Below are 22280 nucleotides of genomic sequence, written 5' to 3' on the forward strand. Positions count from 1 at the left end.
CTTTAAATGACAGTTATTTTATAATTATGTAAAACTGCGAACTTTAACTATCATCTAAAACACTTATATAGTAATATATTTGAGAAAGGGTGATGGTTATCAGGGACATTTTACATGTAAATTTAGGAATGTTGAAGCAGATTCAGACTGAATCCATTGCCTCTTCTATCCATAACAAGGATTTACTGGAAATTATGTGCACTTTTCTGAACACAAAAGACCACGCCAATTTTGGCCAGTTAGCCTATGTGCATGGACGCATCTTTGGCGCCAATGAGGAAATAAGTACGAGGCTGGCGGCAGCAATTGAATTGCTTGTTCTTTCCTTTGACATATTTGACGATCTGGAAGATATGGATAATGAAAAAGAACCATGGATGCAAATCAGCCCGTCTATTGCCATGAATGCTGCAAGCCTGCTGTATACCGCAAGCCAGTCCATTCTATCAGAAATGGACAATGGAGACCAGCTCCTGAAGCTTTCAAGCAGACTTTCGATGCAGGCGATGGAAGGACAGCATGAGGATCTGGCTAATTCAGCTGACACCGAAGAAAAATGCCTGGAAATGATGCGTAAAAAATCCGGTTCTCTCATCGCACTGGCCTGTGCAATGGGTACCTGCTGCGGCAGAAAAGACCCTTTGCCGGAAGTAGAACAATACGCCTATCAAATTGGCATCGCGGCTCAAACGGAAAACGACTTCAGAGGTTTGTTCAGTACCGAAAAGAATGACATCCGGGCAGAAAAAAACACCCTTGCCCTTCTTTATATTAATCGGCAATTCAACAGCCATTCTGAAGACCTTCTAAAATTTTTCCGCAGCGGCAAAACATTTACAGAGGAATATGGGACCCTTGAAGCTTATAAAACCAAACTATTCAACGCAGGGGTAATCCACTACCTGAATGTCATAAAACAAATCGCAATCCAGAAGGCATCCAGCATCCTAGATCAGCTACCATTACAAGCAGATCAAATTGGGATTCTAAAGTCTCATTTGATAATAAACAATAAAAAAGGAGATGAAAAAACATGCAAGAAATCGTAAACTATTTAGTAGAAAACCCGGATGTATTGGAGAAGGTTGTTAGCGGTCATGCTAGTGTTGTGGGTCTTCAGCATGCGGAAGATATGATTGGATTACTTCAGGGGATTTTAAATACTGGTAAAACAGTTGCTACTTACTGGATTTGATCTGATCTAATAGAAAGGATTTACGTATATGCGGCAAAATTCCAACAAGCTATATATCATCATAATAACGGTAAGCATAATTTTAACAGGGTATGTAGCATATTTAAATTTAACGTATCCTTTTGTTGGAGCCAACGTAGCATTCAATGATAAAAATCAATTAGTAATAACCGAAGTAGATCCAAATGCCTGGGCTGCTAAAGAAAACTTGGAAAAGGGAGACATTATTTTAAAAATAAACAAAAATGACCCCCATTTTCATTCTACAATTTATCACTACGGGCTATTGGAACAAGTCACTTCTTTAGAAATTCAAAATGAGCATGGCATTAAGAGAATCATAAGCAGTCCGGATTCTATAATATTATCATACCAGGGTCTATTTTTATTTGTTATCCCTCTGATTCTCTTTTTCCTATGTTTATTTTGTGTTTACTTTGTTTTCAAAACTAATAAAAATTTAAAACTAAAGTCAGCATTTTTATTAAATATATTTTTGCTGTCAATAGGTTTGTCATATTTGACAGCTAGTGGCTCTGCAAGGGCGGATTTGTATATGAGATATGCAAATCTCTCCCTTTTTTTACTAGTCCCAGTGTCTTATCTTCATTTTCTCTATCAATATTTTATTGAACTGGGTAAGAAATTATTTAGTTACAATTTCGTCATACTAAGCTATTTTATTGTTGGATTAAATATATTTATTGAAATTACACAAGGTGCTTTCCATTTAAAATATGAATTTTTAAAGGGATTCAACTTATCTTCATTCTTTATTTTAATGACCTTATCACTACTGCTTAAAATTATAGGTCTAAAAAAAGTTAAATACTCAGAACAGGAGTACTTTGTAAAAGTGCTCATTATTACAAACATTGTAGCTTTTTCTCCGTTTCTGCTGCTATATATTTTGCCATACATTTTATTTCAGAAATATATTTTCTCTCCGGTTATATTAGCGTCTTTCTTATTGTTAATTCCTTTTTCCTTAGTTTATCAATTTTTAGCTACTAAAATTTATGATATTGAATTTATATTAGGAAGACTTAGATATTACGCTTTGCTTGCTGTTTTGCCTTCAATAGTTTGTGTAGCAATTATGCTGATACTTAAAGATGATGATTCTGATCCAACATTTTTATCAATAAAGCTTTTGATTTATGTGTATTTGGTTATTTTACTTATGTTTTATTTGAAAGAAATTTTAGATTTTCGTTTTAGGTTTAAAAGATTTTCAGAAAAATACAATTACCAAGACAGTATTTTTAAATATACTAATAGTATAAGAAAAGCGAGTAAATTAGATTACGTAATAACAGAACTTAAAAAAACTATTATAGACGTTACTTTAGTCAATAAAGCTTTTCTAGTTCAACTGTACAAAGATAATCAAACGATTTCTTCTATTGATAATTTAGAGGAAGAATACAGTCAATACATTACAGATATTGAAAAAGTATCTTCTGAAGTTGGGAAAATTATAGAAGTTGATAAAGGTTTTATCATTAATGTAGGTGATACTGACAATAGGGTGTTTATAATAGTTTGCTTATCAATTTTAAACACCCCCCGCCTAACCCGGGACGAAATTTCCTGGCTAAAAACCTTGGCCTTCTATACAAACGTTTCACTCGAAAACTTCTTGAAAATAGAACAGCTTATGGACCACCTAGAAACCATCGAGCAAGAAGGAACCAATCCAGCCTGGCTGACAAAACTGCTGTTTTCTATAGAAGAAAAGCAGCGTTCAAATTTAGCGAAGGATCTGCATGATTCGGTGCTTCAGGATTTGATTTCTCTTAAAAGGCAGTGTGAGCTTGCTATTGCTGATATGGAGCGTTCTCCAATGGAGCTGAGGGATGATTTGGATGGCATGAATGAAAACATGACCAAAATTATCAATACCACAAGAGAAACGTGCCAGGAATTGCGGCCGCAATTGCTGTATGATTTAGGTCTGGTGAAGGCACTGAATAAGCTTGTATCACAGGTTCAGGAAACGGCTAAGTTTGATATTCGCCTCAATTCAGGAAATTTCCAGGCGACTGTTGATATTGATACACAGCTCAATCTTTACCGTATTGTGCAGGAGCTGCTTTCCAATGCAAATAAGCACTCGAAAGCGCAAAATGTCCTGATTATGCTTGTCAGCATTAAGGATAAGATTGTCCTGCATTATGAGGACAATGGCGTTGGGTATGACCGGGGAAGCCTGTCCTACAATACGACAAGCATGGGCCTGTCGGGCATCAGTGAACGGGTAAAAGCCTTAAAGGGCACGCTTACGATCGATACTTCGCCTGGAAATGGGTTTAAAGCAGTAGTTGAAATATAAAATTTGTCATAAAAGACTTGGCTTAGGCCGAGTCTTTTTTATAAAATAGAACTAAGTGTGCAGAGAGAGGTGAGGGGTTATGATACATATATTGGTTGTGGATGACCATCCTGCTGTCAGGGAAGGGACAAGAGCTATTCTTGAAACAGATCCTGAAGTAAAGGTCGATTTTTTAAACCCGCCTTTTACCGTGGCTGCTATGGAAAAAGCAGATTTCACTCCATATGATGTGATTCTTATGGATATGAACCTTGGGGACATCAATGGAATGGAGCTTTCCAAAGGCATCATTCGAAAAACAGATGATTGCAAAATTATATTATACACAGGATATGATGTTGAGGATTATTTTGATGAAGCTATCAGAATGGGTATTCATGGAGCAATCAGCAAAACAGAGACAAAAGAAAAGATTCTTCAGTATATCCGAACATCCCTAAACAATGAAATTATCCTGAACTATGATTATTTCCGAAATGTGCTGTCCCAGCAAAAGGTGAAAAAAACGGACCAGCCTGTAGATCATGAACAGCTCAGCGCAAGGGAAAAGTCCATCCTTCATGAAGTGGAAAAAGGCCTTACAAATCAGGAAATTGCTGATAAGCTGCATCTGAGCAAGCGTTCCATTGAATACAGCCTGACGGCTATATTTAATAAATTAAATGTTGGCTCCAGGACAGAAGCAGTTCTGATTGCCAAATCCGAAGGAACAATAGACTGAGGTCTATTGTTTTTTGCTGCAAAACTGAATACATATTCATTTTTTTGGAGGAGTTCGCACTCAATAAAACGAATAGGTTAAGAAGAACCTTTACAAAAGTCATACATAGGCTCAATATTCACATGATGTTCATCCTTTAAGATGAAAACTAACTGTTTGAAGGATGATAACGTTTTTAGGGGGATGGGATGGACATCATGGCAGTGTGGCCGGTATTGCTCCTGATTGGGCTGTATTTCTTTTTTGTCGTAACGGTTCTGAAGAAAGACTAATGGCAAAGGGGAATCAGCATGAATACTGAAAATACATTAATCAGCAACCTTGGAATTGAAATTTTGGAAGTAACTGACAATGGCGTTAAAGCGACGATGCCTGTTGATGAAAGGACGCATCAGCCCTTTGGCATTTTGCATGGCGGAGCGAGCGTGGCTTTGGCCGAGACGGTTGCGAGCATTGGGGCCTTTCATTTCATTGATCAGGAAACAGAAATTTGTGTGGGGCTTGAAATTAATGCCAATCATATCAGGGGAAAGAAAAGCGGTGTTGTGACGGCTTACGGTACTCCTTCCCATGTAGGGAAAACAACCATGGTGTGGGAAATTAAAATTGTAGATGAAGAGGACAAGCTGATCTGCCTTTCCAGGTGCACGATGGCGGTTCTAAAGAAAAAATAGAGAGCAGGGGGAATCATTCCCTGCTCTCTTTCCTTTTTTTCTCCTTTAAATCATCTTGTACGCTATGCTTCCATAATGGGATGCCGATGTTATAGGCTGCTCTCATGATAAGATGACCGGCAACAGGGGAGGTAATAAAGACAAAAATAATACCCAGAATAATTTTCGAATTGATTTCTCCTTTTAACAGCCAGAAATAGAGAAACACACCGAGTAAAAGGCTTAGCACACCGAGTGTAGCGCTTTTAGAGGCCGCGTGGTTTCTTGTATAAGGATCCGGCAGTCTCAGGACTCCAATTGCAGCAGCAAGGCTTAGGAAGGCCCCCTGCAGCACCAGAAAGCCGACAATAAATTTACTTATCTCGGTCATTTTCTATAATCTCTCCCTTCTCAAGAAATTTAGAGAAGGCAACAGTTCCTATAAAGGCGAGAACACCTAATAGAAGAATGACTTCTAAGAAGGCATCTGTGTTCATCACAATAGAAAAGATGGCAGTAATGCCGATCAAGTTAATGCCGATTGCGTCGAGTGAAATAATTCTGTCTGGTACAGTCGGGCCTTTGACAAGCCTGTAAAAATACATCAGCGTTGAAATCGCCACGATCACAAGCGACAGTCCCATAACCCATTCAAACATTACCTGCTCACCTCCATGATGGCTTTTTCAAAGGAATTCCTGATATCCTCTCTCGCCTTATCAGCATCATCCATATCCATCGCGTGAATATAGAGAATTTTATTATCATCAGACACTTCCACAACAAGCGTTCCAGGCGTCAGTGTAATGAGATTGGACAATACCGTGATCTCCCAGGGCTTTTCCAGGTTTGTTTCATAGGCGAAAATGCCGGGGCTTGCTTTGATCTTCGGTGCGAGCACCACTTTCAGCACGGACAGATTTGCAAGCAGCAATTCTTTAATAAAGATGGCAAGCAAACTGAACGCAGCAAAAATGTTATACACATAGTAGCGTCTGCTGAAGGCCCGCCTCATAGCGAAAATGATCAGAAGACCCAGAAAATAGCCAGTTAAAAAAGCAGCAGTACTGGTATCCGACTGCAGAAACATCCAGATGCAAGCAATCAAAAAATTCAGCAGTATTTGTATGGCCATTTAGCATCTACTCCTTCAGCACAGCATCGATATAGATTGTTGGATCATTGAGCACTTCAGCGGCCTGTGTGATAAAGGGAGCAGCGAATTCAGTTCCCAGTCCGTACAGCACAGAGACTGCGAGCAGCAGGGCGGCCGGAAAGAGCACCGGCTTGATTACACCCTTTTGAGGAGCAGGCTTTTCTTCTCCCCAAAAAGCTCTGATGAAAATCCTCATCATTGACTGCAAAATAAAAAGACTGGATAAAAGAACAACAAGTGCCATTCCATAATGACCTGCTTCAAATCCGCCCTGGACAATTTTCAGCTTACCGATAAAGCCGCTGAATGGAGGAATTCCGGCCAGTGACAATGCAGCAATAAAGAACATCCAGGCAAGCGCAGGGTGGCTCTTTATTAATCCGCCCATCTGCTTAATTTGACTTGTTCCAGCAACAGCCGCAATGCTGCCGGCCAAAAGAAACAGTGTACCTTTGATAACAATATCGTGAAGAAGGTAATAAATGGAGCCTTCGAGAGCAGCTGGTGTTGCAGCAGCTACGCCGAACAGGATCACACCGATCGCCGTCACGATGTTGTAAATGACAATTTTCTTCACGTCCCAATAAGAAAGAGAGCCAATCACACCAAACAGGATCGTCAGAGCGGCGAGCCATGCAAGCACTTCATGTGTGACTCCTTTATCGTGAATAAAGATCAGTGTATAAACTCTTGTAATGGAATAAACACCGACCTTTGTCAATAAAGCGCCAAAGAGAGCGGTAACGGCTGCTGGCGGTGCTTCATATGAACCCGGCAGCCAGAAATAGAACGGGAAAATGGCTCCCTTTATACCAAATACAACTAGCAAAAGGATAGCGATTACGGTTAACAGACCGCTCTGCCCATTTTCAGAAAGCTTTTGGCTTAAATCAGCCATATTCAATGTGCCTGTGATGGCATAGAGATAAGCAACCGTAATGACAAACAAAGCTGAAGCCACAACATTAATGACAATGTACTTAATGGATTCTCTCAGCTGGATTTTCGTGCCTCCGAGAACAATAAGCAGATAGGAAGCCATTAAAAGAACTTCGAAAAAGACAAATAGATTGAAGATATCCCCTGTTAAAAATGCGCCTGTTATTCCAGCGATCAAAAAGTGAACACCGGAATGATAAAAGAAAACTTCCCTGTCTCTTCCTACAGTGTGAAAGGAATAAAGAACAGCCGCAAAACAAACAAGATTTGATGTGACCAGGAGAAGACTGGCATACATATCTGCCACAAACACAATTCCGAACGGAGCTTTCCAGCCCCCAATCTCCTCAATTTGAATGCCGTTTGCATGCACATCTGCAGCAAGCAGAATGGACAAAATCAGCGTTATAAGAGAGGCGCCTGCGCTGATCCATCTTTGCAGGACAACTTTTCTGCTGAAAAAGATCAGCAGAACGGCTGTCAGAAGAGGGACAAGCAGGGGCAGCATCACAAGAGGATTACTCATGGCCTTCACGCCCCCTCATATGATCCAGATTATCAGTACCAAGTTCCTGATAGGATCTGTAAGCCAGGACCAGCAAAAAAGAGGTGACCCCGAAGCTGATGACGATTGCGGTTAAAATCAGCGCCTGTGGCAGCGGATCAACATAAGAAGCCGCGTGTTCACCGAGCAGAGGGGCGGCTCCTTTTTTAAGCCCTCCCATTGTTAAAATGAGAAGATGGGCTCCATGGCTTAAAAGAGCCGTGCCAATAATAATCCTGAGCAGGCTTTTTGATAATAGAAGATAAACAGAAACCATAAAAAGAAATCCGCATACAAAACACATTAAAATCTCCATTATTCTGTCTCTCCAATCGTTTGAATAATGGTCATCGTGACTCCGACCACAACGAGGTAAACACCGAAGTCAAACAGCGTGGCTGTTGCCAGTTCAATTTCTCCCAAAAACGGAATATGAACAGGGCCATGCCAGTGCTTTAAAAAGGGCATGCCGTAGAGAAGAGAACCTATACCGGTTCCTATTGCAGCAAGCAGGCCGAAAGCTGTGACGTAAAGATAATTGACTGGAAGAATGCTTGCTGCCGTTTTCACATCAAAAGCAAGGAGCAGAAGGACTATCGCTGAGGATGTCATCAGGCCGCCGATAAATCCTCCTCCAGGAGTATAATGTCCGCTGAAAAACAAGTGAACAGAGTAGATGACAATGATAAAAAACACAGTTTGAACCGTTGTCTGGAGGATCACGTCATTTGTTTTCCGATTTGTGCGCCTCAACGTTCTCCCTCCTTTGACTTTCTCAGTTTTACCATGGAAAAGATGCCAAGAGCGGCAATGCCAAGAACAGTGATTTCAAACATGGTATCAAATCCCCTGAAATCAACGAGAATGACATTCACGACGTTTTTGCCGCCTGCAAGCTTGTAGCTGTTTTTTAAAAAGTATTCCGAGATGGTTTCCCCTGCACGCTGACTGTTGGCGGAAAGGGCAATAATGGTGACAATTGCACCAACTCCGAAGGCTATGAGAAGATTCCTGATTTTCAGCCCAGGAGGCCGCTCCTGCTTTTGCAATTTCGGCAAATGGTAAAAGCATAGAAGAAACAGGGCAACGGAAACTGTCTCAATAATCAGCTGTGTTAACGCAAGATCGGGGGCACGGAAAAAAATGAAGAAGAGGGAAACCGTATATCCCACTGCTCCAAGCGCTATAATGGCTGTCAGCCTTGAACGCGAAAACACGATCGTAACAGACCCGGCGATCATGACAGCTGCCAATATCACTTCGTAAATTCCGATCGGAGCCGATTCAGCAGGATGAAAGGAAAACGCGCCTTTATAGGCCATAACCCCTCCAGCTAAAAGAATAAAGAAGACAAACAGATAGGCTAGATAATCCCTCAGATAGCCCGTCATATAGGAGCGGGTGATATTTCTGGACGCCCTTCCAGTCATTTTGAACAGATTATTATAGGCGGCGTTCAGGGACAGTTTATAAGGAAACAGCTGATACACTGCCTTCCATTTAGGCAAGAAAATGTATCCCGCAATTCCTAATACAATTACACCTGCCGTTAACAGCAGCTCAATCGTAAAGCCGTGCCAGATACTGATATGAACAGGGAATTCACCGTGAAAATCATAAAGAGCCGGATAAATAGAAGCTGCAGCAGGTTCTATGATGCTCTTTGCGACAAGTCCCGGGAAAAGCCCGATCAAGAGCACCATGACGGCAAGTATAACAGGCGGAACAAGCATGCCGAATGGTGCTTCATGCGGCCGTTTCGGAAGCTTTTCCAGCTGCAGTTTACCGCCAAAGGTTTTAAAAACAATAAGAACACTGTATAAGAAGGTGAAAATGCTGCCAACCCAGGCGAGGACCGGAAAGAGAATGGCCCACGTTTCCAAGTGGAAGGTATTCAGTTCAAGCAGGCTCAGCATGCCGGAAAAGAACATTTCCTTGCTGAGAAATCCATTAAACGGCGGAAGTCCAGCCATGGAAAATGCGCCGAATAACGAAACAGTAAAGGTAATAGGCATGATTGACATTAAACCGCCAAGGCGGCGGATATCCCTCGTGCCTGTTTCGTGATCAACAATGCCTGCTGCCATAAACAGGCTTCCTTTGAAGGTCGCATGATTGAAAAGATGAAAAATCGCAGCTGTTATCGCTACAATCGAGACATTCTTTTCAATTGAATCAAATTGAAAGGCAAGAGAACCTGCCCCGATCAGTGACATGACAAGTCCAAGCTGGCTGACAGTTGAAAAGGCAAGAATGCCTTTTAAATCTGTCTGCCTGATGGCATGGAAGGATGCCCAAAACATGGTGAAAAGGCCTGCGAGCGTTACAATCCAGAACCATTCAGGTGCGGGGCCAAATACAGGAGTAAACCGGGCAACAAGATAAATGCCGGCTTTTACCATTGTAGCCGAGTGCAAATAAGCGCTGACAGGTGTCGGTGCCTCCATGGCGTCAGGGAGCCAAATGTAAAACGGAAACTGCGCTGATTTCGTAAAAGCGCCGAGCAGGAACAAGATTAGCGCAGGCAGCATAAACGGATGCTGCAGAATGTGATCTGCCTGCAGGATTGTTTCCCGAATGCTGAAAGTGTTCGTAATCAAATAAAGCAGAATCATGCCGCCGAGCATGCACAAGCCGCCGAAAACAGTGATAATCATTGATTTTTGTGCGCCATAGGTGGATTCTTTCCGGTGATGCCAATATCCGATCAGTAAAAAGGAAGAGATACTCGTAAGCTCCCAAAATGTATATAAAACAACCATGTTATCAGATAGCACGACTCCAAGCATTGAGCCCATAAACAGCAAGAAAAACACATAAAAGCTGTTCAGCTTTTCTTTTTTTTGATCCAAATAAAAAATCGAATACAAGGTAACAAGTGACCCAATCCCAGTGATCAAAAGGGAGAAAAGGAAACTTAGTCCATCAAGATAAACGGTAAACTGAATGCCGAGTGAAGGAATCCAGTCAATCGTCGATATCGCTGTCTGCTCATTGGCTGTAACGGGAAGCTGGGTAAGAAAGAAGATAAGCAGAAGCACCGGAACAAGCAAGACAAACCAGCCGGTATGAATGCTGCGAAATTTTTTGTATAAAAATGGGACGAAAACAGCAAATAAAAATGGAAAAAGAATGGAAAAGTGCAAAAATGTCATTTTGTTCCTCTCTTTCGTATAATTTCACGGTCATGTGACCATGAAATTAATTATACATTACTTCCGGAAACCGTGCATTACTTGATCATTATTATGACCGTCAAAAGAAAAGCTATTAAATGAAAGAATTCTTCTTGGCAGAAAAAAAGACTTGGTTCATAATGAGGGAGGAATGTTAAAAGAAGGGAAATCACCATGAAAAATACCTATTTTACAGGATACTTTCCGTTAATCTCCATCCTGCTGTACAGTACATCCCTGTCCATTGCCACCGTAATGTATGCCATCGGTTTGCTGAAATCCCTCGGCATATACGAGGGCATGCTCGGCATTGTATCAGAAGGTGAAATCCGGCTGGCTATGTTTGTTTTATTTGCTTTAATCTTCTTTATGATGCTTTCTGCTTTGAAGCTAATTGCCAATACGGTTACGGAGCTTGCTTTGCTGTTTTTTTCAAAAGATCAGGAAGGCGCTGCACTGACTAAAATCAGGGCAGGATCTTCTTTTTATCTGGCAGGGGGAGCCGTATCTATTCTGCTTATCGGAAATGGGCTCTGGATAGGGGCAGTCTTTCTCATTGCGACGTTCTGCTATTTTGTCTTCCTTGTCTACAAAGTAAGTGCTATGCTCTCTCCCTTTTCCCTAATTGGACTCGTTTTATTTCATCTCCTTTTCTGGATCGTCTTTATCCTTGGAATTCTGTTTCTGCTAGTGAGGCTCTACAACAGCTTTATGTCCAGTCTTCCAATATAAAAAAATGGCACTCTGCAGCCTGCAGAATGCTTTTTTTATTAGATATTGAAGCATGCCTTTGCTGGTTAATTTAAAAACCTTTTTCTTTCATGCGGTAAAGGGATTCGGCAGCTTTCTTTTTGCCCGAACCATTTGTATCGGTTTTTGGCCACAATGTCATAAACAGCATCGCGAAGGGGGCGGGGGATGATTTTGTACGCGTATAAAAGCTTCCACATCCCAGGCAGCCTTTTCGCTATTCTGAGCACTCCGTCAGACTTTGCATAGTACCGGCCGTTCTCGGCCAATACAAGGGAATCGCAGTAATCAAGAGGCAGCCCGGCTTCTTTTAACAGCTGCTGTCCATGCTCTGATTGCAGCGGAGCAAAAAGAAATTCCTCTTTTTTGTCCATTTTTAAAACAAACTGAACTGCACTGTCGCAAAAATGGCAGACGCCATCAAATAACAGAACAGGATGCGTGTTCTTATCCATTAGAAATCATCCTTTTAACCGCTTAGTTAAGAGGCTGCATTAAGTCCTTCCAAATTTGAAGGTGAGCGCCTCTTTTGTAAACAGACTCCACTGAACCATTCCCGTCTTTGCCGATCCATACACCTGCTGTGTACGTATTATTCAGGCCGATAAACCACAGGTCATTATAGTCGTTGGTTGTGCCGGTTTTTCCGCCTTCAAAGCCAGGTGTGCTGTGGCCTGCCTTTTTGCCTGTCCCGTTTTTGATAACGGCTTGGAGCAGCTCTCTCATCTTTTGGTTTGTGTCAGGTTTCCAGACCCGTTCCGAATGATCTTTCCATCGATAGAGAACATGGCCCTTTAAATCTGTTACTCTTGTGATGGCATGGTTCTGCGAATACACCCCGTCTGAAGCAAAAGCTGTATAGGCTCCTGTCAGTTCGAGCGGCGATAGACCGTAATCCATTCCCCCAATAGCAGCCCTCAGCTGCCTGCTTTCTTTGGCAAGCTTCGCAAAATGAAAAGGTTCAAGGTACTGGAATCCTCTTTCTATGCCTGTGCTGTCCAGCATCCTTACAGCAGGTGTATTGTAGGACTGCTGAAACGCCTGCTTTAATGTTACCATGCCGTAAAACTTTTTCGAATAATTCTCAGGGCAGTATCCATTCTTGCAAAAGGCAGCACCGCTGATCAGGCTTGAAGGGCCAGCACCTGTTTTTTCCATATAAGGGACGTAATCGAGAAGAGGTTTAATGGCAGAGCCTGGCTGCCGGCGGGATTGAAAACCTCTTTGAAATCCCATCTTCTCATAACCTTTTCCGCCGGTAATGGCGATGATGCTGTGGGTGAGATGATTTATTACAACGGCTGAAGCCTGTACATCTTTTTCAGGTACTAGATCAGCCGTTTCATGAACGGCTTTTTCCTGCATAGCTGGATCTAAGGCCGTTTCAATTTTGATTCCGCTGCCAAGCACCTCTTCAGTCCGCTTCTCAAGCTTTTTTATATCAGAAGGAAGTACAGTCTTCAAACCTTCGTTATCCGCAATCAGCTGTTTCAGTTCTGCGTGCACATAAGTTGTGTAATCCGGATAAAGATCAGGAACCTTTTGCACATCCAGCTTAATTTTCTCAGAAACAGCCTTTTCATATGCAGGCCCCTTAATATCGCCTGCGTCAAGCAGCTGCTTCAGCAGACGCTCCTGCCTTTTCTTAACCGCATCAGGCCGCTTCAAAGGATTGTATAAAGCAGGGTTATTCGGAATAGAAGCTATATAAGCTGTTTGGGCAAGTGACAATGCTTTTAGCGGCTTGCTGAAATAGTATTCGGCGGCTGTTCCAATGCCGTAAATATTGTTTTGAAAATAAATCGTATTTAAATAGGACTCCAATATTTTGTCCTTATTTAACTTTCGCTCAATTTGCCAGCTGTATAACAGCTCGCTCATTTTACGGTTATAGGTGCGTTCATGAGTCAAATAGAGATTTCTCGCCAGCTGCTGAGTAATGGTGCTTGCTCCCTGATCAAGCGAGCCATTTTTTACATTAACAAGTACAGCCCTTGCAATTCCATTCATATCAAAGCCTTTGTGAGTATAAAAATTTCTGTCCTCTGAAACAACAAACAGCTGTTTTGCAGCTTCCGGAATGTCTCCAAGGTCTGTATACACACGCCTTTGATTATTAACGGCAATCACGGATATCTTCCCGCCGTCCCTGTCAAAAATGTAGCTGTTCTGGAGAAGAGGAAGGGAATGGAGCGGTATTTTTTCATCAAGAAAGGCAGGGATGGATTTCATGCTATGTACCTGGCTGCCTGAACCAATAAGAACAAAAACAAATAAAGGGGTTAATAACAGGACAATTGTCCAGCCGAAAAAAGCCCGCAAATCAGTCACACTCTTTCGTATAGGTTAATGAACTAGTACTATCCTATCACCAATTTCCAGCAGACTGTAGCTTTTTTTGCTTTAAACAGTCACAGATGAAAATAAAGCAGACGTTTGTCCCGCAATAAGGCTTATTTAAAAAAATGGACGCAGACAGAGTGATTAATTTTCAAAAAAATACAGTTAAATCAACAGCTCGGATGATATAATGTAATAAAAAGGAAACGGAAGGAGGGAAGCAATGAACACCGAGTCACCGCTCATTTTTGTTGATTTTGAGTTTACCATGCCAGAGGGAAAATCATTGCCGCAGGCTTTCTATCCGGAAATCATCGAAGTCGGTCTTATCACCGTCCAAAATGGACAAATTGAACATCAATACTCCTCCTATGTAAAGCCTGAAACTCATACAATACTGACAGAGCGCTGCAAAAACTTCCTTGGAATCAGCCAGGCCCAAGTCGATGGCGGCATTTCATTTGCTGAACTGACAGAAATCCTGCATAAAAGTGAAAATGGAATTCCAGGAAAAATCGTGACATGGGGCAACATGGACATGAGAGTGCTGAGGATGAATTGTGAAAAGAACGGAGTCCCTTTTCCATTCAGCGGTCAGTTTTTGGACCTATCCATGGAATACAAAAAGTTTTTTGGTGACCGAAACCAGACCGGTTTATGGAAAGCAGTCGAAGAATATGGAAACAAAGGAACCGGCAAGCACCACAGGGCACTGGATGATGCACTGACAACCTATAAAATTTACAACCTTGTTGAAAAGGATAAACGGTATCTTGCAAAGCCTACGCCAACCACAATCGGCGACAGAGTCGATTTTTCAAAAGTCCTGAACAAATTCGCCACATAAAGCCAAACCACACTGTGTGATTTGGCTTAACTAACAATCATGAATAGGACATGCTTACGCCTTAAAATACTCTTTTTCAAGCTCTTCTGCATTTTGGAGGGAGCGCTTTGCCCAATCACTTGGATCTTCGGCAAGCTCGCTTTTCATTATACGCAGAGCTTCCCGCAGTGACTCCTGGTAATCAGGAACACTTCCTTCATATGGACGGACCATTTTTTTAGGAACGTTCGTCTGTTCATTATAAGAAAGCGCTTTTCTCTCGTGAAAAATCGGTACATCGGTTTCCTTTGGAGAATGAAGATCCCCCTGAACCGGATGCTTAAGCACAGCTTTAACTTGGACAAGGTAATGCATCGGCCGATCTTCTGTGATAACGCCGATATATTTGCCAGTCTTATAAATGCCTGTTACCGTATCGCCTGCTTGAAAATTCATATTGTTTCCCCCTTGCTCTTTTCCTCCTATCGTACCAGTTCTTGCAGCAAGTGTCAGGCTAAAACAGCCAGGAAAGGATGATTCCAAATGCTGATCTATATGCTCCCGCTCTATTTCCCGGACGACAAAAGGGAATACATCCCGGCAGTTGCCATTACTCTTCTCTTTGTGCTTGGAGCCGTTATCGCGTTCCTCCTCCTTCGCCGCCACTCTAAACGCGAAGAAAAAAGAACCGAATTTCTCTATAGGCAAAAACAAAACATCCACTATAACGAAAATGACAAAAGCCCTTAAAACAAGGGCTTTTCTTCATGCCAAAATGAATAATCCTCCACCCATTAGCTAAAACTCCGGAGAGAACCAATCTAATTCCGGGAGGATGCTTTATGAAAAAATTGCTCTCCTATGCCTGCTTCGCTGCCCTTCTCAGTGGCTGCAGCAGCCATTCTCCAGCAAAAATGACCACCGAAATGTTTAACACAAACGGCGACTCACTTGGAACAGTTGAACTGTCCGAGCAGCCGGAAGGCGTCAAATTCAGCTTTCTCCTTGAAGGTCTGCCAGCAGGAGAATACGGCGTCCACGTTCACGAAAAAGCTGTCTGCAAAGGACCTGACTTCAAAACCTCCGGAAACCATTACAATCCGGATAACAAAGCCCATGGACTGCTCAATTCTGACGGAGCCCACCTCGGAGACCTGCAGAACCTTGTATCAGACGAAGAAGGAAGAATCCAGGCTGATCTCTTCGGCCCCAAAATGACCTTAAAAAAAGGGACTAAAAACTCCCTTCTTTTTAAAGAAGGAACCTCCTTAATCATCACAGAACAAAAAGACGACGGCATGACACAGCCCGCCGGCAGCTCAGGAGCGAGAATCGCCTGCGGCATGATCAGCCAGGAGGAGTCAGACCGGCCTGATAAGAGAGTGGTGGAGGAGAAGAAGGAGTGAGAGGGGTGGCTGCTTGTTGTTCATTCTAACCGCTATAAGGGCGGACATGTGCCCCAGTTTGCTGAATTAAAGAGCTGTCCCCATACAAAAAAGCCCTTGCTGTGTAAGGGCTTTTTTGTAACACTCTCTGTACTTATTCGCATTACTCATGTGGGGCCAGGTCCCTGGACAATGCCTCACCCCCTAAAAATCGGCAGCGAAACAGTAGCTGCAGTCCCCTTACTAAGCTCACTCTGATAGCGAATCGTCCCCTGGTGCTGCTCAATGATTGAAAAGGTAACAGTCAAACCGAGCCCTGTTCCTTTTTCTTTCATTGTAAAATAAGGTTCACCGAGCCTTGCGAGCTGTTCGGTTGTCATGCCTACGCCGTTATCCATAATTTTAATCCTGATAAATTCATGGGAAGCGTAAGCTTTAATGGTTACTTTTCCTTCTGCTGCCGGCACGGCTTCGATCGCGTTTTTGACGAGGTTAAGAAAAACTTGCTTAAGTCTTGAAGAGTCTCCTTCGGTGAAGAGATCTTCAGCAATATGGGTTTCAAGGGAGACTGCCTTAAAGTTGGCGTAGGATGTCATGATTTTTCCTGCTTCGACAAGCAGTTCAGTGAGATTCAGTTTTTCTTTTTCAAAGTATTGCTGTCTGGCGAGATTAAGGTAGTCTGTAATGATTTCCTGGGCCCTGTCCAGCTCTGAGAGGACAAGGTCAGTGTATTCCTTGTTTTTAGGGTTATGTTCCCGTGCTTCTTTGCCCATCAGCTGAATAAACCCTCTAACAACTGTTAAAGGATTGCGGACTTCATGGGCAACGCTTGCAGCGAGTTCGCTGGCGATGGCGAGTTTTTCGGATTTAATGATTCGGATCCTGTAAAGGGCATTTTCAATAAGGTATTCTATGGCATAGACTTCTATTAAAAGACCGAATACGAATAAAGACCATTCCTCAGAGATCAGAATCCAATTATGCTCAGATGGAGATAGGCTGATGAAGCCTGCGAGGCCAAGCAGGAGAAGGACGATGTGAAAAACGGCAATTTTGGTAGTGCCGATCAGAAAGGTCAGCAAGAGCTTTGTTGTGTATTTGAAGGAGTTCCATTTTTTTGATAAAAACAAAGGCAGTAAAAAGAAAATCGGCAGGGAAAAAAGGTTCACAATAAAGCAGTCTAACCCTGCAAAAAAGAAAAAATAAAACAGGAGTACGATCAGCACCATTACACCGGCAAGGGGACCTGCATATAGGATCGCTGTAACGAGCGGGATGAATTGAAAATCAATGGCAACCCTGCCAAATAGAAATAAAGGATATAAAGCACACAGAATGCTGGAAATGGCACATAGGAAAAAAACCAGCCATTTGTTCAAAATTGGACCTGATTTTATAGGCCTGCTGAGCAAAATGGTCTGGTAAAGAAATATAGGAAAAAGAATGAACGTAATATGTAAGATCAATTCTTTAATGAAATCCATCTTTTTTCACCTATGCCCTTATAAGATGAAACCATTATACCATGCTTTATTTTCTGAGAAATATCAGAATTGAGAGATTATTGGATTTTTATAGAAATTTTTTGTCATTTCTTACCTAAAATAGAAGAAAGACTCCTGTCCATTAGGATAGGAGTCCTGATTTTATTTAGCGAAAAGCTTTTTCCAGACGAAGGAGCCCTTCCTGCAGAGTTGCTAGAGGGGTGCCGATGTTGATTCGTACAAAGCCTTCGCCGCCTGATCCGTATTTTGGACCCGGTTCAAGAGCAAGTTTGCCTTTATAAAGAAGCTGATGTTTCAGTTCCTGATCAGAAAGACCGGTTCCGCGGCAATCAAGCCAGATAAGGTAAGAAGCATCCGGCTTCATCACCTTTATCTCAGGAATGCGGTCTTCAATGAATGCTGTTAAAGCTGCTGTATGATTTTCCAGAAGGACCAGAAGCTGATCCAGCCAGGCAGAGCCTGTTTCATAAGCCGCTTTCATTGCTGTGATGGCCATGGCATTGAGGCCAAATTGTCCGTTCTTGTGCTGAACAGCGGCTATTTTATCACGGAAATCTTTGTTTTCAGTAATGATGGCGGATGCCTGCAGTCCTGCAAGATTAAATGTTTTGCTCGGGGCGATGCAGGTGATGCACTGCTGGGCGTATTCTTTTCCTAAAGAAGCAAAAGGATAATGTCTTTTGCCAAAGAGCATCAAATCAGAATGTATTTCATCTGAAACAGCCGTAACTCCATGCTTAATGCATAAGTCGCCGATCTGGCGGAGCTCTTCCTCTGTCCATGCCCTGCCGCTCGGATTATGAGGGCTGCAGATGAGCATCATTTTGACCTCTGGCTGTGAAAGCTTGCTTTCGAGGTCTTCAAAATTGATGTAATAGCGGCTGTCCTCTAAAAGGAGCGGGCTGTTTTCCACAACTCTTTCATTTTCTTCTATCATAGTAAAAAAGGGAGTGTAAACAGGTGACTGCAAAAGCACCTTGTCTCCTTTTTCTGTCAGTGCCTGAATGACCACGCTGAGTGCTGTAACTACTCCTGAACTGAAAAGCATGGCTTCTTCACTGCTGATTTTCCATTGGTGCCGGGTTTCCGTCCATTTCATAATAGCTTCCTTTGCAGCAGCGTTCGGAAAAGTATAGCCGAACACGCCGTGCTCCACCCTTTCAACCAGTGCTTTCTTCACTTCCTGAGGAGCTTCAAAATCCATATCTGCGACCCACATTGGGAGAACATCACTTGTGCCGAACACTTCCTTTGTTCGGTCCCATTTTACAGATCCTGTTTCTGTTCTGATAATTTGCTTTTGAAATATGTCCATTTTTGTTCACCTCATTTAATAGCGTTCCATTTTCAGTTTTGTTAGTATGATCTCAATGGCTCAGAATGTGAAATGAATGTCTACCATTATCGTACATGTGCTAAAATAAATTTGCAAAAAGTATGAAGCGGGTGAAAAAATGGAAACAAGACAGGCAAACGGGCAAATGATGGAACTGCTTCTTAAGTGGGATCCGCTTCATTACGGAGAGGGTTTCTACGAAACAGAAGCAGTGGATGTGATCGGAGCTGTGCACACACATGACAACCCAGGTGAATTGGCTGAAACCATCCAAAAGATTTATGAGTTTTCTTTTGAACAGTGGATTCCTTTAAAGGAATGCCAGTCAATGGCCAATCAATTGCTGATTATCAAAAATCAGGCCTCCTGTGACCTATAAAGTAAGCCTGCGCTCTGTTGGAGAGCGCAGGCTATTTTTATTGATTTGCCTTGCTTATTAGGGGCTGAACGAGCGGCTTCCGCTTTTCTACATTGTCCAGCTCCAGCGCCTAGCCCCTCGAGTCGCTTCGAAAAATCCCAAAAAGTCTAAGACCGGACTTTTCGGGATTTTCCTCCAGCGCTTGTCGGGGCTGAACAGGCGCTTCCGCTTTTCTTTACGCATGGCAGAATTCAAAGATTTTTTCTGTTACGTGCAGCGGTTTTTCTTCTGGTACTAGGTGGCCGGTGTTTTTAAGGGCATGGAATCTGGCGTCTGGCAGGTCTTTGCTGAGGCGTCTGCCGACTTCGAGCGGGACGATTTTGTCTTCTTCTCCCCAGATAAGCAGGGAGGGCACTTCTATTTTTTTCAGCTCGGCTTCCGATAAGTCGCCTTCCCTGTCCCGGATCATTCTGGCGAGTGCCATAAAGATGGTGTCGTCCATAAATGGCTGCAGGTAGCCGTCCATCATTTCCTGGTCAATCAAAGATCTGTCATATACGACATTGCACAGGTTTTTCCAAACCCCTTGCTTTGTCAGCCAGTGCTTAATGCAGAGGTAAAAGTATGGAACATACGATCCAAAGATTAAATGAGGCTGCAGTCTTTTCATATAGCTTGAACTGCATAAGAGAACGGTTTTTGTGAACATGTCCGGCCTCTCCTTGGCAGCATAAAGAGAAATTTGCCCTCCCATGGAATGTCCCACTAATATAGCGTTTTTTACTTGCAGCTGTTCAAGCAGCTCAATCACCAAGCCAGCCATATTTTTGTAAGAATGAACAAAGTTGCGTGATTTTTCCGTTTTTCCGAAAGGAGGGAGATCAATGGCAATCAGCCGGAATTCATCTCTCAAGAGCGGAATCAGTCTACGGTAGCTGAAGGTGGAAGAGAGAAATCCGTGGATCAGGACCATGGTCGGCTTGGATGGGTCCTTCTCGTATAATTCATAATGAACTTTAATGCCTTGAATGTTCACGTGAGATTGATGATACGGATTGTTTTGCATTGTAATCACTCCAGCTAAGATAATTCTTCATCTTACAATCAGTAAGATATTTTCCATTAGTTTTACCTGTTCAAGGTGATTCACTCATGTAAAATCTACCCGAAAAGACAGGGTAAAAAACTGAAAATTCAGTCCTGATGGAAATATTTCATGATATAATGACCGCAGACTCTTTAAATAAGGATGGGAAATGGGAGGGATTACCTTTGAAATTGAATGCGAAAGAAACTGAACTGCTGGAAATCCTAAAAACAAATAGCCGCTTGCCGCTGGAAACTCTTTCAAAGATGGCAGACTTACCGCTTGAAGAAACAGAAGCCATCCTGAAAAAGCTGGAAGATGAAAAAGTTATTATTGATTACTCAGCTACGATTGACTGGCGCAAAGTAGAGGGTCATGAAACCGTTACAGCGATGATCGATGTGAAAGTGGCGCCGAAAAGAGGTGTCGGATTTGATGGCATTGCTGAACGGATCTACCGGTTTAAAGAGGTTGAATCTGTCTATTTAATGTCAGGAGCCTATGATTTGTCGGTTGTTATTGAAGGCCGGTCCATGTCTGAGGTGGCGCATTTTGTTTCTGAAAAGCTTTCAACGCTTGATTCAGTTCTTTCAACGACCACACACTTTATTCTGAAGAAATATAAGCATGACGGGAAAATTTTCGGGCCTGAAGAAGAAGACAAACGTATGCTGGTGACGCCGTAATGGATTGTTCGAAATACCTTTCTGAAACAGTATCTTCTATTAAACCATCCGGTATTCGGAAGTTTTTCGATTTGGCTGCAGGGATGGAAGGCGTTATTTCTCTTGGTGTGGGAGAACCTGATTTTGTGACATCATGGAATGTGAGGGAAGCATCCATCCTATCACTTGAAAAGGGATTTACTGCTTATACAGCCAATGCAGGTTTAATGGAGCTTCGAAAAGAAATCGGATATTATTTAAACAAAAAATTTCACACACCTTACTCACCGGAGGATGAAATTTTAGTAACGGTAGGTGCAAGCCAGGCGCTAGATGTTGCCTTGCGTACAATAGTAAATCCAGGAGATGAAGTGCTGATTCCGGAACCTGCTTTTGTTGCCTACGGACCGCTTGTCGCTCTTTCAGGCGGCAAGCCTGTCCCGCTGCCTGTGAGTGAGGAAAATGGATTTCAGCTATCAGCAAACCAAGTTGAAAGGGCTGCAGGGCCAAAAACAAAGGCGATCGTGATTTGCTCGCCTAATAATCCGACAGGCTCTGTCATTCAAAAAGAAGAGCTTGCAGCCATCAGCCGTGTTATTCAGAAAAAGGATCTGATTGCTGTTTCTGATGAAATATATGCTGAGCTGGCATATGATGCGGATTATACCAGCCTTGCAGCGATCCCTGGCATGAGAGAACGGACAATTTTGATTTCCGGCCTCTCTAAAGGCTTTGCCATGACAGGCTGGCGGATCGGGTATGTCTGCGCTCCTGCCGGCTTTTTGCAGCAGATGCTGAAAATTCATCAATACAGCATGATGTGCGCTCCGACGATGTCCCAATATGCTGCACTTGAAGCGCTTCAGAACGGGCTTGAGGACGCGGAGTCCATGAAAAAGGACTATAAACGCCGGAGAAATTATTTTGTGAAATCGCTGAATGAGATTGGCTTATCCTGTCATCTTCCAGGCGGTGCCTTTTATGCTTTTCCATCCATTCAGTCAACTGGAATGAGTTCGGAAGAATTTGCAGAGCAGCTTCTGATCGAAGAAAAAGTTGCAGTTGTGCCGGGAAATGTATTTGGGGAATCTGGAGAAGGATATATCAGGTGTTCGTATGCCTCATCCATGAATCAGCTGCAGGAAGCCTTGAACAGGATGAATGCTTTCTTAAAGCGAAGAAAAGGCTTGCACCTGAAAGCCGTTAATCAGTAAAAAGAACAAAAAAAGGGACAAAGCAGCGTTTACTTTGTCCTCAACAAAAGGGGGGAATACTAGAAAGCCTTTGTTGCTTATCTAATTCCCCCTTT

Annotated in this window: 25 protein-coding genes; 12 read left to right on the forward strand and 13 right to left on the reverse strand. The window is 42.6% G+C overall.

The annotated features are described in order from the left end of the window. The first annotated feature begins 128 nt into the window (after window positions 1-128). The 5 genes from LRR81_RS15905 to LRR81_RS15925 all read left to right on the forward strand — a co-directional run bounded on the left by LRR81_RS15905 (window position 129) and on the right by LRR81_RS15925 (window position 4925). Window positions 129-1049: a polyprenyl synthetase family protein gene (locus tag LRR81_RS15905; protein ID WP_231790379.1), complete on the forward strand. Its 921-nt coding sequence runs from the start codon at window positions 129-131 to the stop codon at window positions 1047-1049. After that, window positions 1034-1195, forward strand: coding sequence for a competence pheromone ComX (gene comX / locus LRR81_RS15910; RefSeq protein WP_231790380.1), 162 nt, complete (start codon window positions 1034-1036; stop codon window positions 1193-1195). The genes LRR81_RS15905 and comX overlap by 16 nt, the downstream gene beginning before the upstream one ends. Window positions 1196-1223: 28 nt before the next feature. Beyond that, the gene (locus LRR81_RS15915) at window positions 1224-3530 is read left to right on the forward strand and encodes a histidine kinase (RefSeq protein ID WP_231790381.1); all 2307 of its coding nucleotides are present in this window, start codon (window positions 1224-1226) and stop codon (window positions 3528-3530) included. 79 nt (window positions 3531-3609) lie between these two features. Beyond that, window positions 3610-4251 carry a response regulator transcription factor gene (locus LRR81_RS15920; protein WP_231790382.1) on the forward strand — a complete coding sequence of 214 codons (642 nt, stop codon included), beginning with the start codon at window positions 3610-3612 and terminating at the stop codon, window positions 4249-4251. A gap of 290 nt (window positions 4252-4541) precedes the next feature. After that, a complete protein-coding gene (locus LRR81_RS15925) occupies window positions 4542-4925 on the forward strand; it encodes a hotdog fold thioesterase (protein WP_231790383.1) in 384 nt (127 codons plus the stop codon). A 13-nt stretch (window positions 4926-4938) separates the two neighbouring features. Here LRR81_RS15925 and mnhG read toward each other — a convergent pair whose 3' ends face one another. From mnhG to LRR81_RS15960, 7 genes are read right to left on the reverse strand one after another with little or no spacing between them, the layout of a single operon-like run. After that, window positions 4939-5295, reverse strand: a complete 357-nt coding sequence (gene mnhG, locus LRR81_RS15930) for a monovalent cation/H(+) antiporter subunit G (protein ID WP_231790384.1) — start codon at window positions 5293-5295, stop codon at window positions 4939-4941. Continuing rightward, window positions 5279-5563 (reverse strand): Na(+)/H(+) antiporter subunit F1, encoded by a 285-nt coding sequence (locus LRR81_RS15935; protein ID WP_231790385.1) that lies wholly within the window; start codon window positions 5561-5563, stop codon window positions 5279-5281. Before LRR81_RS15935 ends, mnhG begins: the two co-directional genes overlap by 17 nt. Continuing rightward, window positions 5563-6039 (reverse strand): Na+/H+ antiporter subunit E, encoded by a 477-nt coding sequence (locus tag LRR81_RS15940; protein ID WP_231790386.1) that lies wholly within the window; start codon window positions 6037-6039, stop codon window positions 5563-5565. The genes LRR81_RS15935 and LRR81_RS15940 overlap by 1 nt, the downstream gene beginning before the upstream one ends. Before the next feature lie 7 nt (window positions 6040-6046). Beyond that, entirely contained in the window at window positions 6047-7525 is a 1479-nt protein-coding gene (locus LRR81_RS15945) for a Na+/H+ antiporter subunit D (RefSeq protein ID WP_231790387.1), read from the reverse strand. Beyond that, on the reverse strand, window positions 7518-7859 hold the full coding sequence (locus LRR81_RS15950) for a Na(+)/H(+) antiporter subunit C (protein WP_231790388.1): 342 nt from the start codon (window positions 7857-7859) through the stop codon (window positions 7518-7520). The genes LRR81_RS15945 and LRR81_RS15950 overlap by 8 nt, the downstream gene beginning before the upstream one ends. Continuing rightward, a complete protein-coding gene (locus tag LRR81_RS15955; RefSeq protein WP_231790389.1) occupies window positions 7859-8296 on the reverse strand; it encodes a Na(+)/H(+) antiporter subunit B in 438 nt (145 codons plus the stop codon). The genes LRR81_RS15950 and LRR81_RS15955 overlap by 1 nt, the downstream gene beginning before the upstream one ends. Then, entirely contained in the window at window positions 8293-10698 is a 2406-nt protein-coding gene (locus LRR81_RS15960; RefSeq protein ID WP_231790390.1) for a Na+/H+ antiporter subunit A, read from the reverse strand. Before LRR81_RS15960 ends, LRR81_RS15955 begins: the two co-directional genes overlap by 4 nt. A 195-nt stretch (window positions 10699-10893) precedes the next feature. Here LRR81_RS15960 and LRR81_RS15965 point away from each other — a divergent pair, with 195 nt between their 5' ends. After that, window positions 10894-11451 carry a DUF5366 family protein gene (locus LRR81_RS15965; protein WP_231790391.1) on the forward strand — a complete coding sequence of 186 codons (558 nt, stop codon included), beginning with the start codon at window positions 10894-10896 and terminating at the stop codon, window positions 11449-11451. 65 nt (window positions 11452-11516) lie between these two features. Here LRR81_RS15965 and LRR81_RS15970 read toward each other — a convergent pair whose 3' ends face one another. After that, window positions 11517-11924, reverse strand: coding sequence for a thiol-disulfide oxidoreductase DCC family protein (locus LRR81_RS15970; protein ID WP_231790392.1), 408 nt, complete (start codon window positions 11922-11924; stop codon window positions 11517-11519). Between the two features lie 22 nt (window positions 11925-11946). Beyond that, complete coding sequence (locus tag LRR81_RS15975; RefSeq protein ID WP_231790393.1) at window positions 11947-13800, reverse strand: transglycosylase domain-containing protein; 1854 nt, start codon at window positions 13798-13800, stop codon at window positions 11947-11949. A 232-nt stretch (window positions 13801-14032) separates the two neighbouring features. Here LRR81_RS15975 and kapD point away from each other — a divergent pair, with 232 nt between their 5' ends. Further along, entirely contained in the window at window positions 14033-14656 is a 624-nt protein-coding gene (kapD, locus tag LRR81_RS15980; RefSeq protein WP_231790394.1) for a 3'-5' exonuclease KapD, read from the forward strand. Window positions 14657-14710: 54 nt separating this feature from the next. Here kapD and LRR81_RS15985 read toward each other — a convergent pair whose 3' ends face one another. Then, the gene (locus LRR81_RS15985) at window positions 14711-15091 is read right to left on the reverse strand and encodes a kinase-associated lipoprotein B (protein ID WP_231790395.1); all 381 of its coding nucleotides are present in this window, start codon (window positions 15089-15091) and stop codon (window positions 14711-14713) included. Between the two features lie 87 nt (window positions 15092-15178). On the opposite strand from LRR81_RS15985, the gene LRR81_RS15990 reads away from it, so the two are divergent. Beyond that, window positions 15179-15385 (forward strand): hypothetical protein, encoded by a 207-nt coding sequence (locus LRR81_RS15990; RefSeq protein ID WP_231790396.1) that lies wholly within the window; start codon window positions 15179-15181, stop codon window positions 15383-15385. A 92-nt stretch (window positions 15386-15477) separates the two neighbouring features. Then, a complete protein-coding gene (locus LRR81_RS15995) occupies window positions 15478-16041 on the forward strand; it encodes a superoxide dismutase family protein (protein WP_231790397.1) in 564 nt (187 codons plus the stop codon). A 176-nt stretch (window positions 16042-16217) separates the two neighbouring features. Here the strand turns inward: LRR81_RS15995 and LRR81_RS16000 are convergent, their stop codons facing one another. After that, on the reverse strand, window positions 16218-17504 hold the full coding sequence (locus LRR81_RS16000) for an ATP-binding protein (RefSeq protein ID WP_231790398.1): 1287 nt from the start codon (window positions 17502-17504) through the stop codon (window positions 16218-16220). Window positions 17505-17670: 166 nt separating this feature from the next. Then, window positions 17671-18840, reverse strand: a complete 1170-nt coding sequence (locus LRR81_RS16005; protein WP_231790399.1) for a MalY/PatB family protein — start codon at window positions 18838-18840, stop codon at window positions 17671-17673. Window positions 18841-18979: 139 nt separating this feature from the next. On the opposite strand from LRR81_RS16005, the gene LRR81_RS16010 reads away from it, so the two are divergent. Beyond that, a complete protein-coding gene (locus LRR81_RS16010) occupies window positions 18980-19240 on the forward strand; it encodes a DUF1871 family protein (RefSeq protein WP_231790400.1) in 261 nt (86 codons plus the stop codon). Between the two features lie 214 nt (window positions 19241-19454). Here the strand turns inward: LRR81_RS16010 and LRR81_RS16015 are convergent, their stop codons facing one another. Continuing rightward, on the reverse strand, window positions 19455-20285 hold the full coding sequence (locus LRR81_RS16015) for an alpha/beta fold hydrolase (RefSeq protein WP_231790401.1): 831 nt from the start codon (window positions 20283-20285) through the stop codon (window positions 19455-19457). Between the two features lie 206 nt (window positions 20286-20491). Here LRR81_RS16015 and LRR81_RS16020 point away from each other — a divergent pair, with 206 nt between their 5' ends. Both LRR81_RS16020 and LRR81_RS16025 read left to right on the forward strand, forming a co-directional pair. Continuing rightward, the gene (locus tag LRR81_RS16020) at window positions 20492-20992 is read left to right on the forward strand and encodes an Lrp/AsnC family transcriptional regulator (RefSeq protein WP_231790402.1); all 501 of its coding nucleotides are present in this window, start codon (window positions 20492-20494) and stop codon (window positions 20990-20992) included. Further along, a complete protein-coding gene (locus LRR81_RS16025; protein ID WP_231790403.1) occupies window positions 20992-22185 on the forward strand; it encodes an aminotransferase in 1194 nt (397 codons plus the stop codon). Before LRR81_RS16020 ends, LRR81_RS16025 begins: the two co-directional genes overlap by 1 nt. Window positions 22186-22280 lie beyond the last annotated feature (95 nt).

The sequence above is a fragment of the Metabacillus kandeliae genome, from assembly GCF_021166585.1.
Classification (GTDB): Bacteria; Bacillota; Bacilli; order Bacillales; family Bacillaceae; genus Metabacillus_B; species Metabacillus_B kandeliae.

Bases quoted from the DNA above. Each gene is read 5' to 3' on its own strand.
- LRR81_RS15905 (WP_231790379.1), top strand. From the start codon at position 129: ATGTTGAAGCAGATTCAGACTGAATCCATTGCCTCTTCTATCCATAAC.
- comX (WP_231790380.1), top strand. From the start codon at position 1,034: ATGCAAGAAATCGTAAACTATTTAGTAGAAAACCCGGATGTATTGGAG.
- LRR81_RS15915 (WP_231790381.1), top strand. From the start codon at position 1,224: ATGCGGCAAAATTCCAACAAGCTATATATCATCATAATAACGGTAAGC.
- LRR81_RS15920 (WP_231790382.1), top strand. From the start codon at position 3,610: ATGATACATATATTGGTTGTGGATGACCATCCTGCTGTCAGGGAAGGG.
- LRR81_RS15925 (WP_231790383.1), top strand. From the start codon at position 4,542: ATGAATACTGAAAATACATTAATCAGCAACCTTGGAATTGAAATTTTG.
- mnhG (WP_231790384.1), bottom strand. From the start codon at position 5,295: ATGACCGAGATAAGTAAATTTATTGTCGGCTTTCTGGTGCTGCAGGGG.
- LRR81_RS15935 (WP_231790385.1), bottom strand. From the start codon at position 5,563: ATGTTTGAATGGGTTATGGGACTGTCGCTTGTGATCGTGGCGATTTCA.
- LRR81_RS15940 (WP_231790386.1), bottom strand. From the start codon at position 6,039: ATGGCCATACAAATACTGCTGAATTTTTTGATTGCTTGCATCTGGATG.
- LRR81_RS15945 (WP_231790387.1), bottom strand. From the start codon at position 7,525: ATGAGTAATCCTCTTGTGATGCTGCCCCTGCTTGTCCCTCTTCTGACA.
- LRR81_RS15950 (WP_231790388.1), bottom strand. From the start codon at position 7,859: ATGGAGATTTTAATGTGTTTTGTATGCGGATTTCTTTTTATGGTTTCT.
- LRR81_RS15960 (WP_231790390.1), bottom strand. From the start codon at position 10,698: ATGACATTTTTGCACTTTTCCATTCTTTTTCCATTTTTATTTGCTGTT.
- LRR81_RS15965 (WP_231790391.1), top strand. From the start codon at position 10,894: ATGAAAAATACCTATTTTACAGGATACTTTCCGTTAATCTCCATCCTG.
- LRR81_RS15970 (WP_231790392.1), bottom strand. From the start codon at position 11,924: ATGGATAAGAACACGCATCCTGTTCTGTTATTTGATGGCGTCTGCCAT.
- kapD (WP_231790394.1), top strand. From the start codon at position 14,033: ATGAACACCGAGTCACCGCTCATTTTTGTTGATTTTGAGTTTACCATG.
- LRR81_RS15985 (WP_231790395.1), bottom strand. From the start codon at position 15,091: ATGAATTTTCAAGCAGGCGATACGGTAACAGGCATTTATAAGACTGGC.
- LRR81_RS15990 (WP_231790396.1), top strand. From the start codon at position 15,179: ATGCTGATCTATATGCTCCCGCTCTATTTCCCGGACGACAAAAGGGAA.
- LRR81_RS15995 (WP_231790397.1), top strand. From the start codon at position 15,478: ATGAAAAAATTGCTCTCCTATGCCTGCTTCGCTGCCCTTCTCAGTGGC.
- LRR81_RS16000 (WP_231790398.1), bottom strand. From the start codon at position 17,504: ATGGATTTCATTAAAGAATTGATCTTACATATTACGTTCATTCTTTTT.
- LRR81_RS16005 (WP_231790399.1), bottom strand. From the start codon at position 18,840: ATGGACATATTTCAAAAGCAAATTATCAGAACAGAAACAGGATCTGTA.
- LRR81_RS16010 (WP_231790400.1), top strand. From the start codon at position 18,980: ATGGAAACAAGACAGGCAAACGGGCAAATGATGGAACTGCTTCTTAAG.
- LRR81_RS16015 (WP_231790401.1), bottom strand. From the start codon at position 20,285: ATGCAAAACAATCCGTATCATCAATCTCACGTGAACATTCAAGGCATT.
- LRR81_RS16025 (WP_231790403.1), top strand. From the start codon at position 20,992: ATGGATTGTTCGAAATACCTTTCTGAAACAGTATCTTCTATTAAACCA.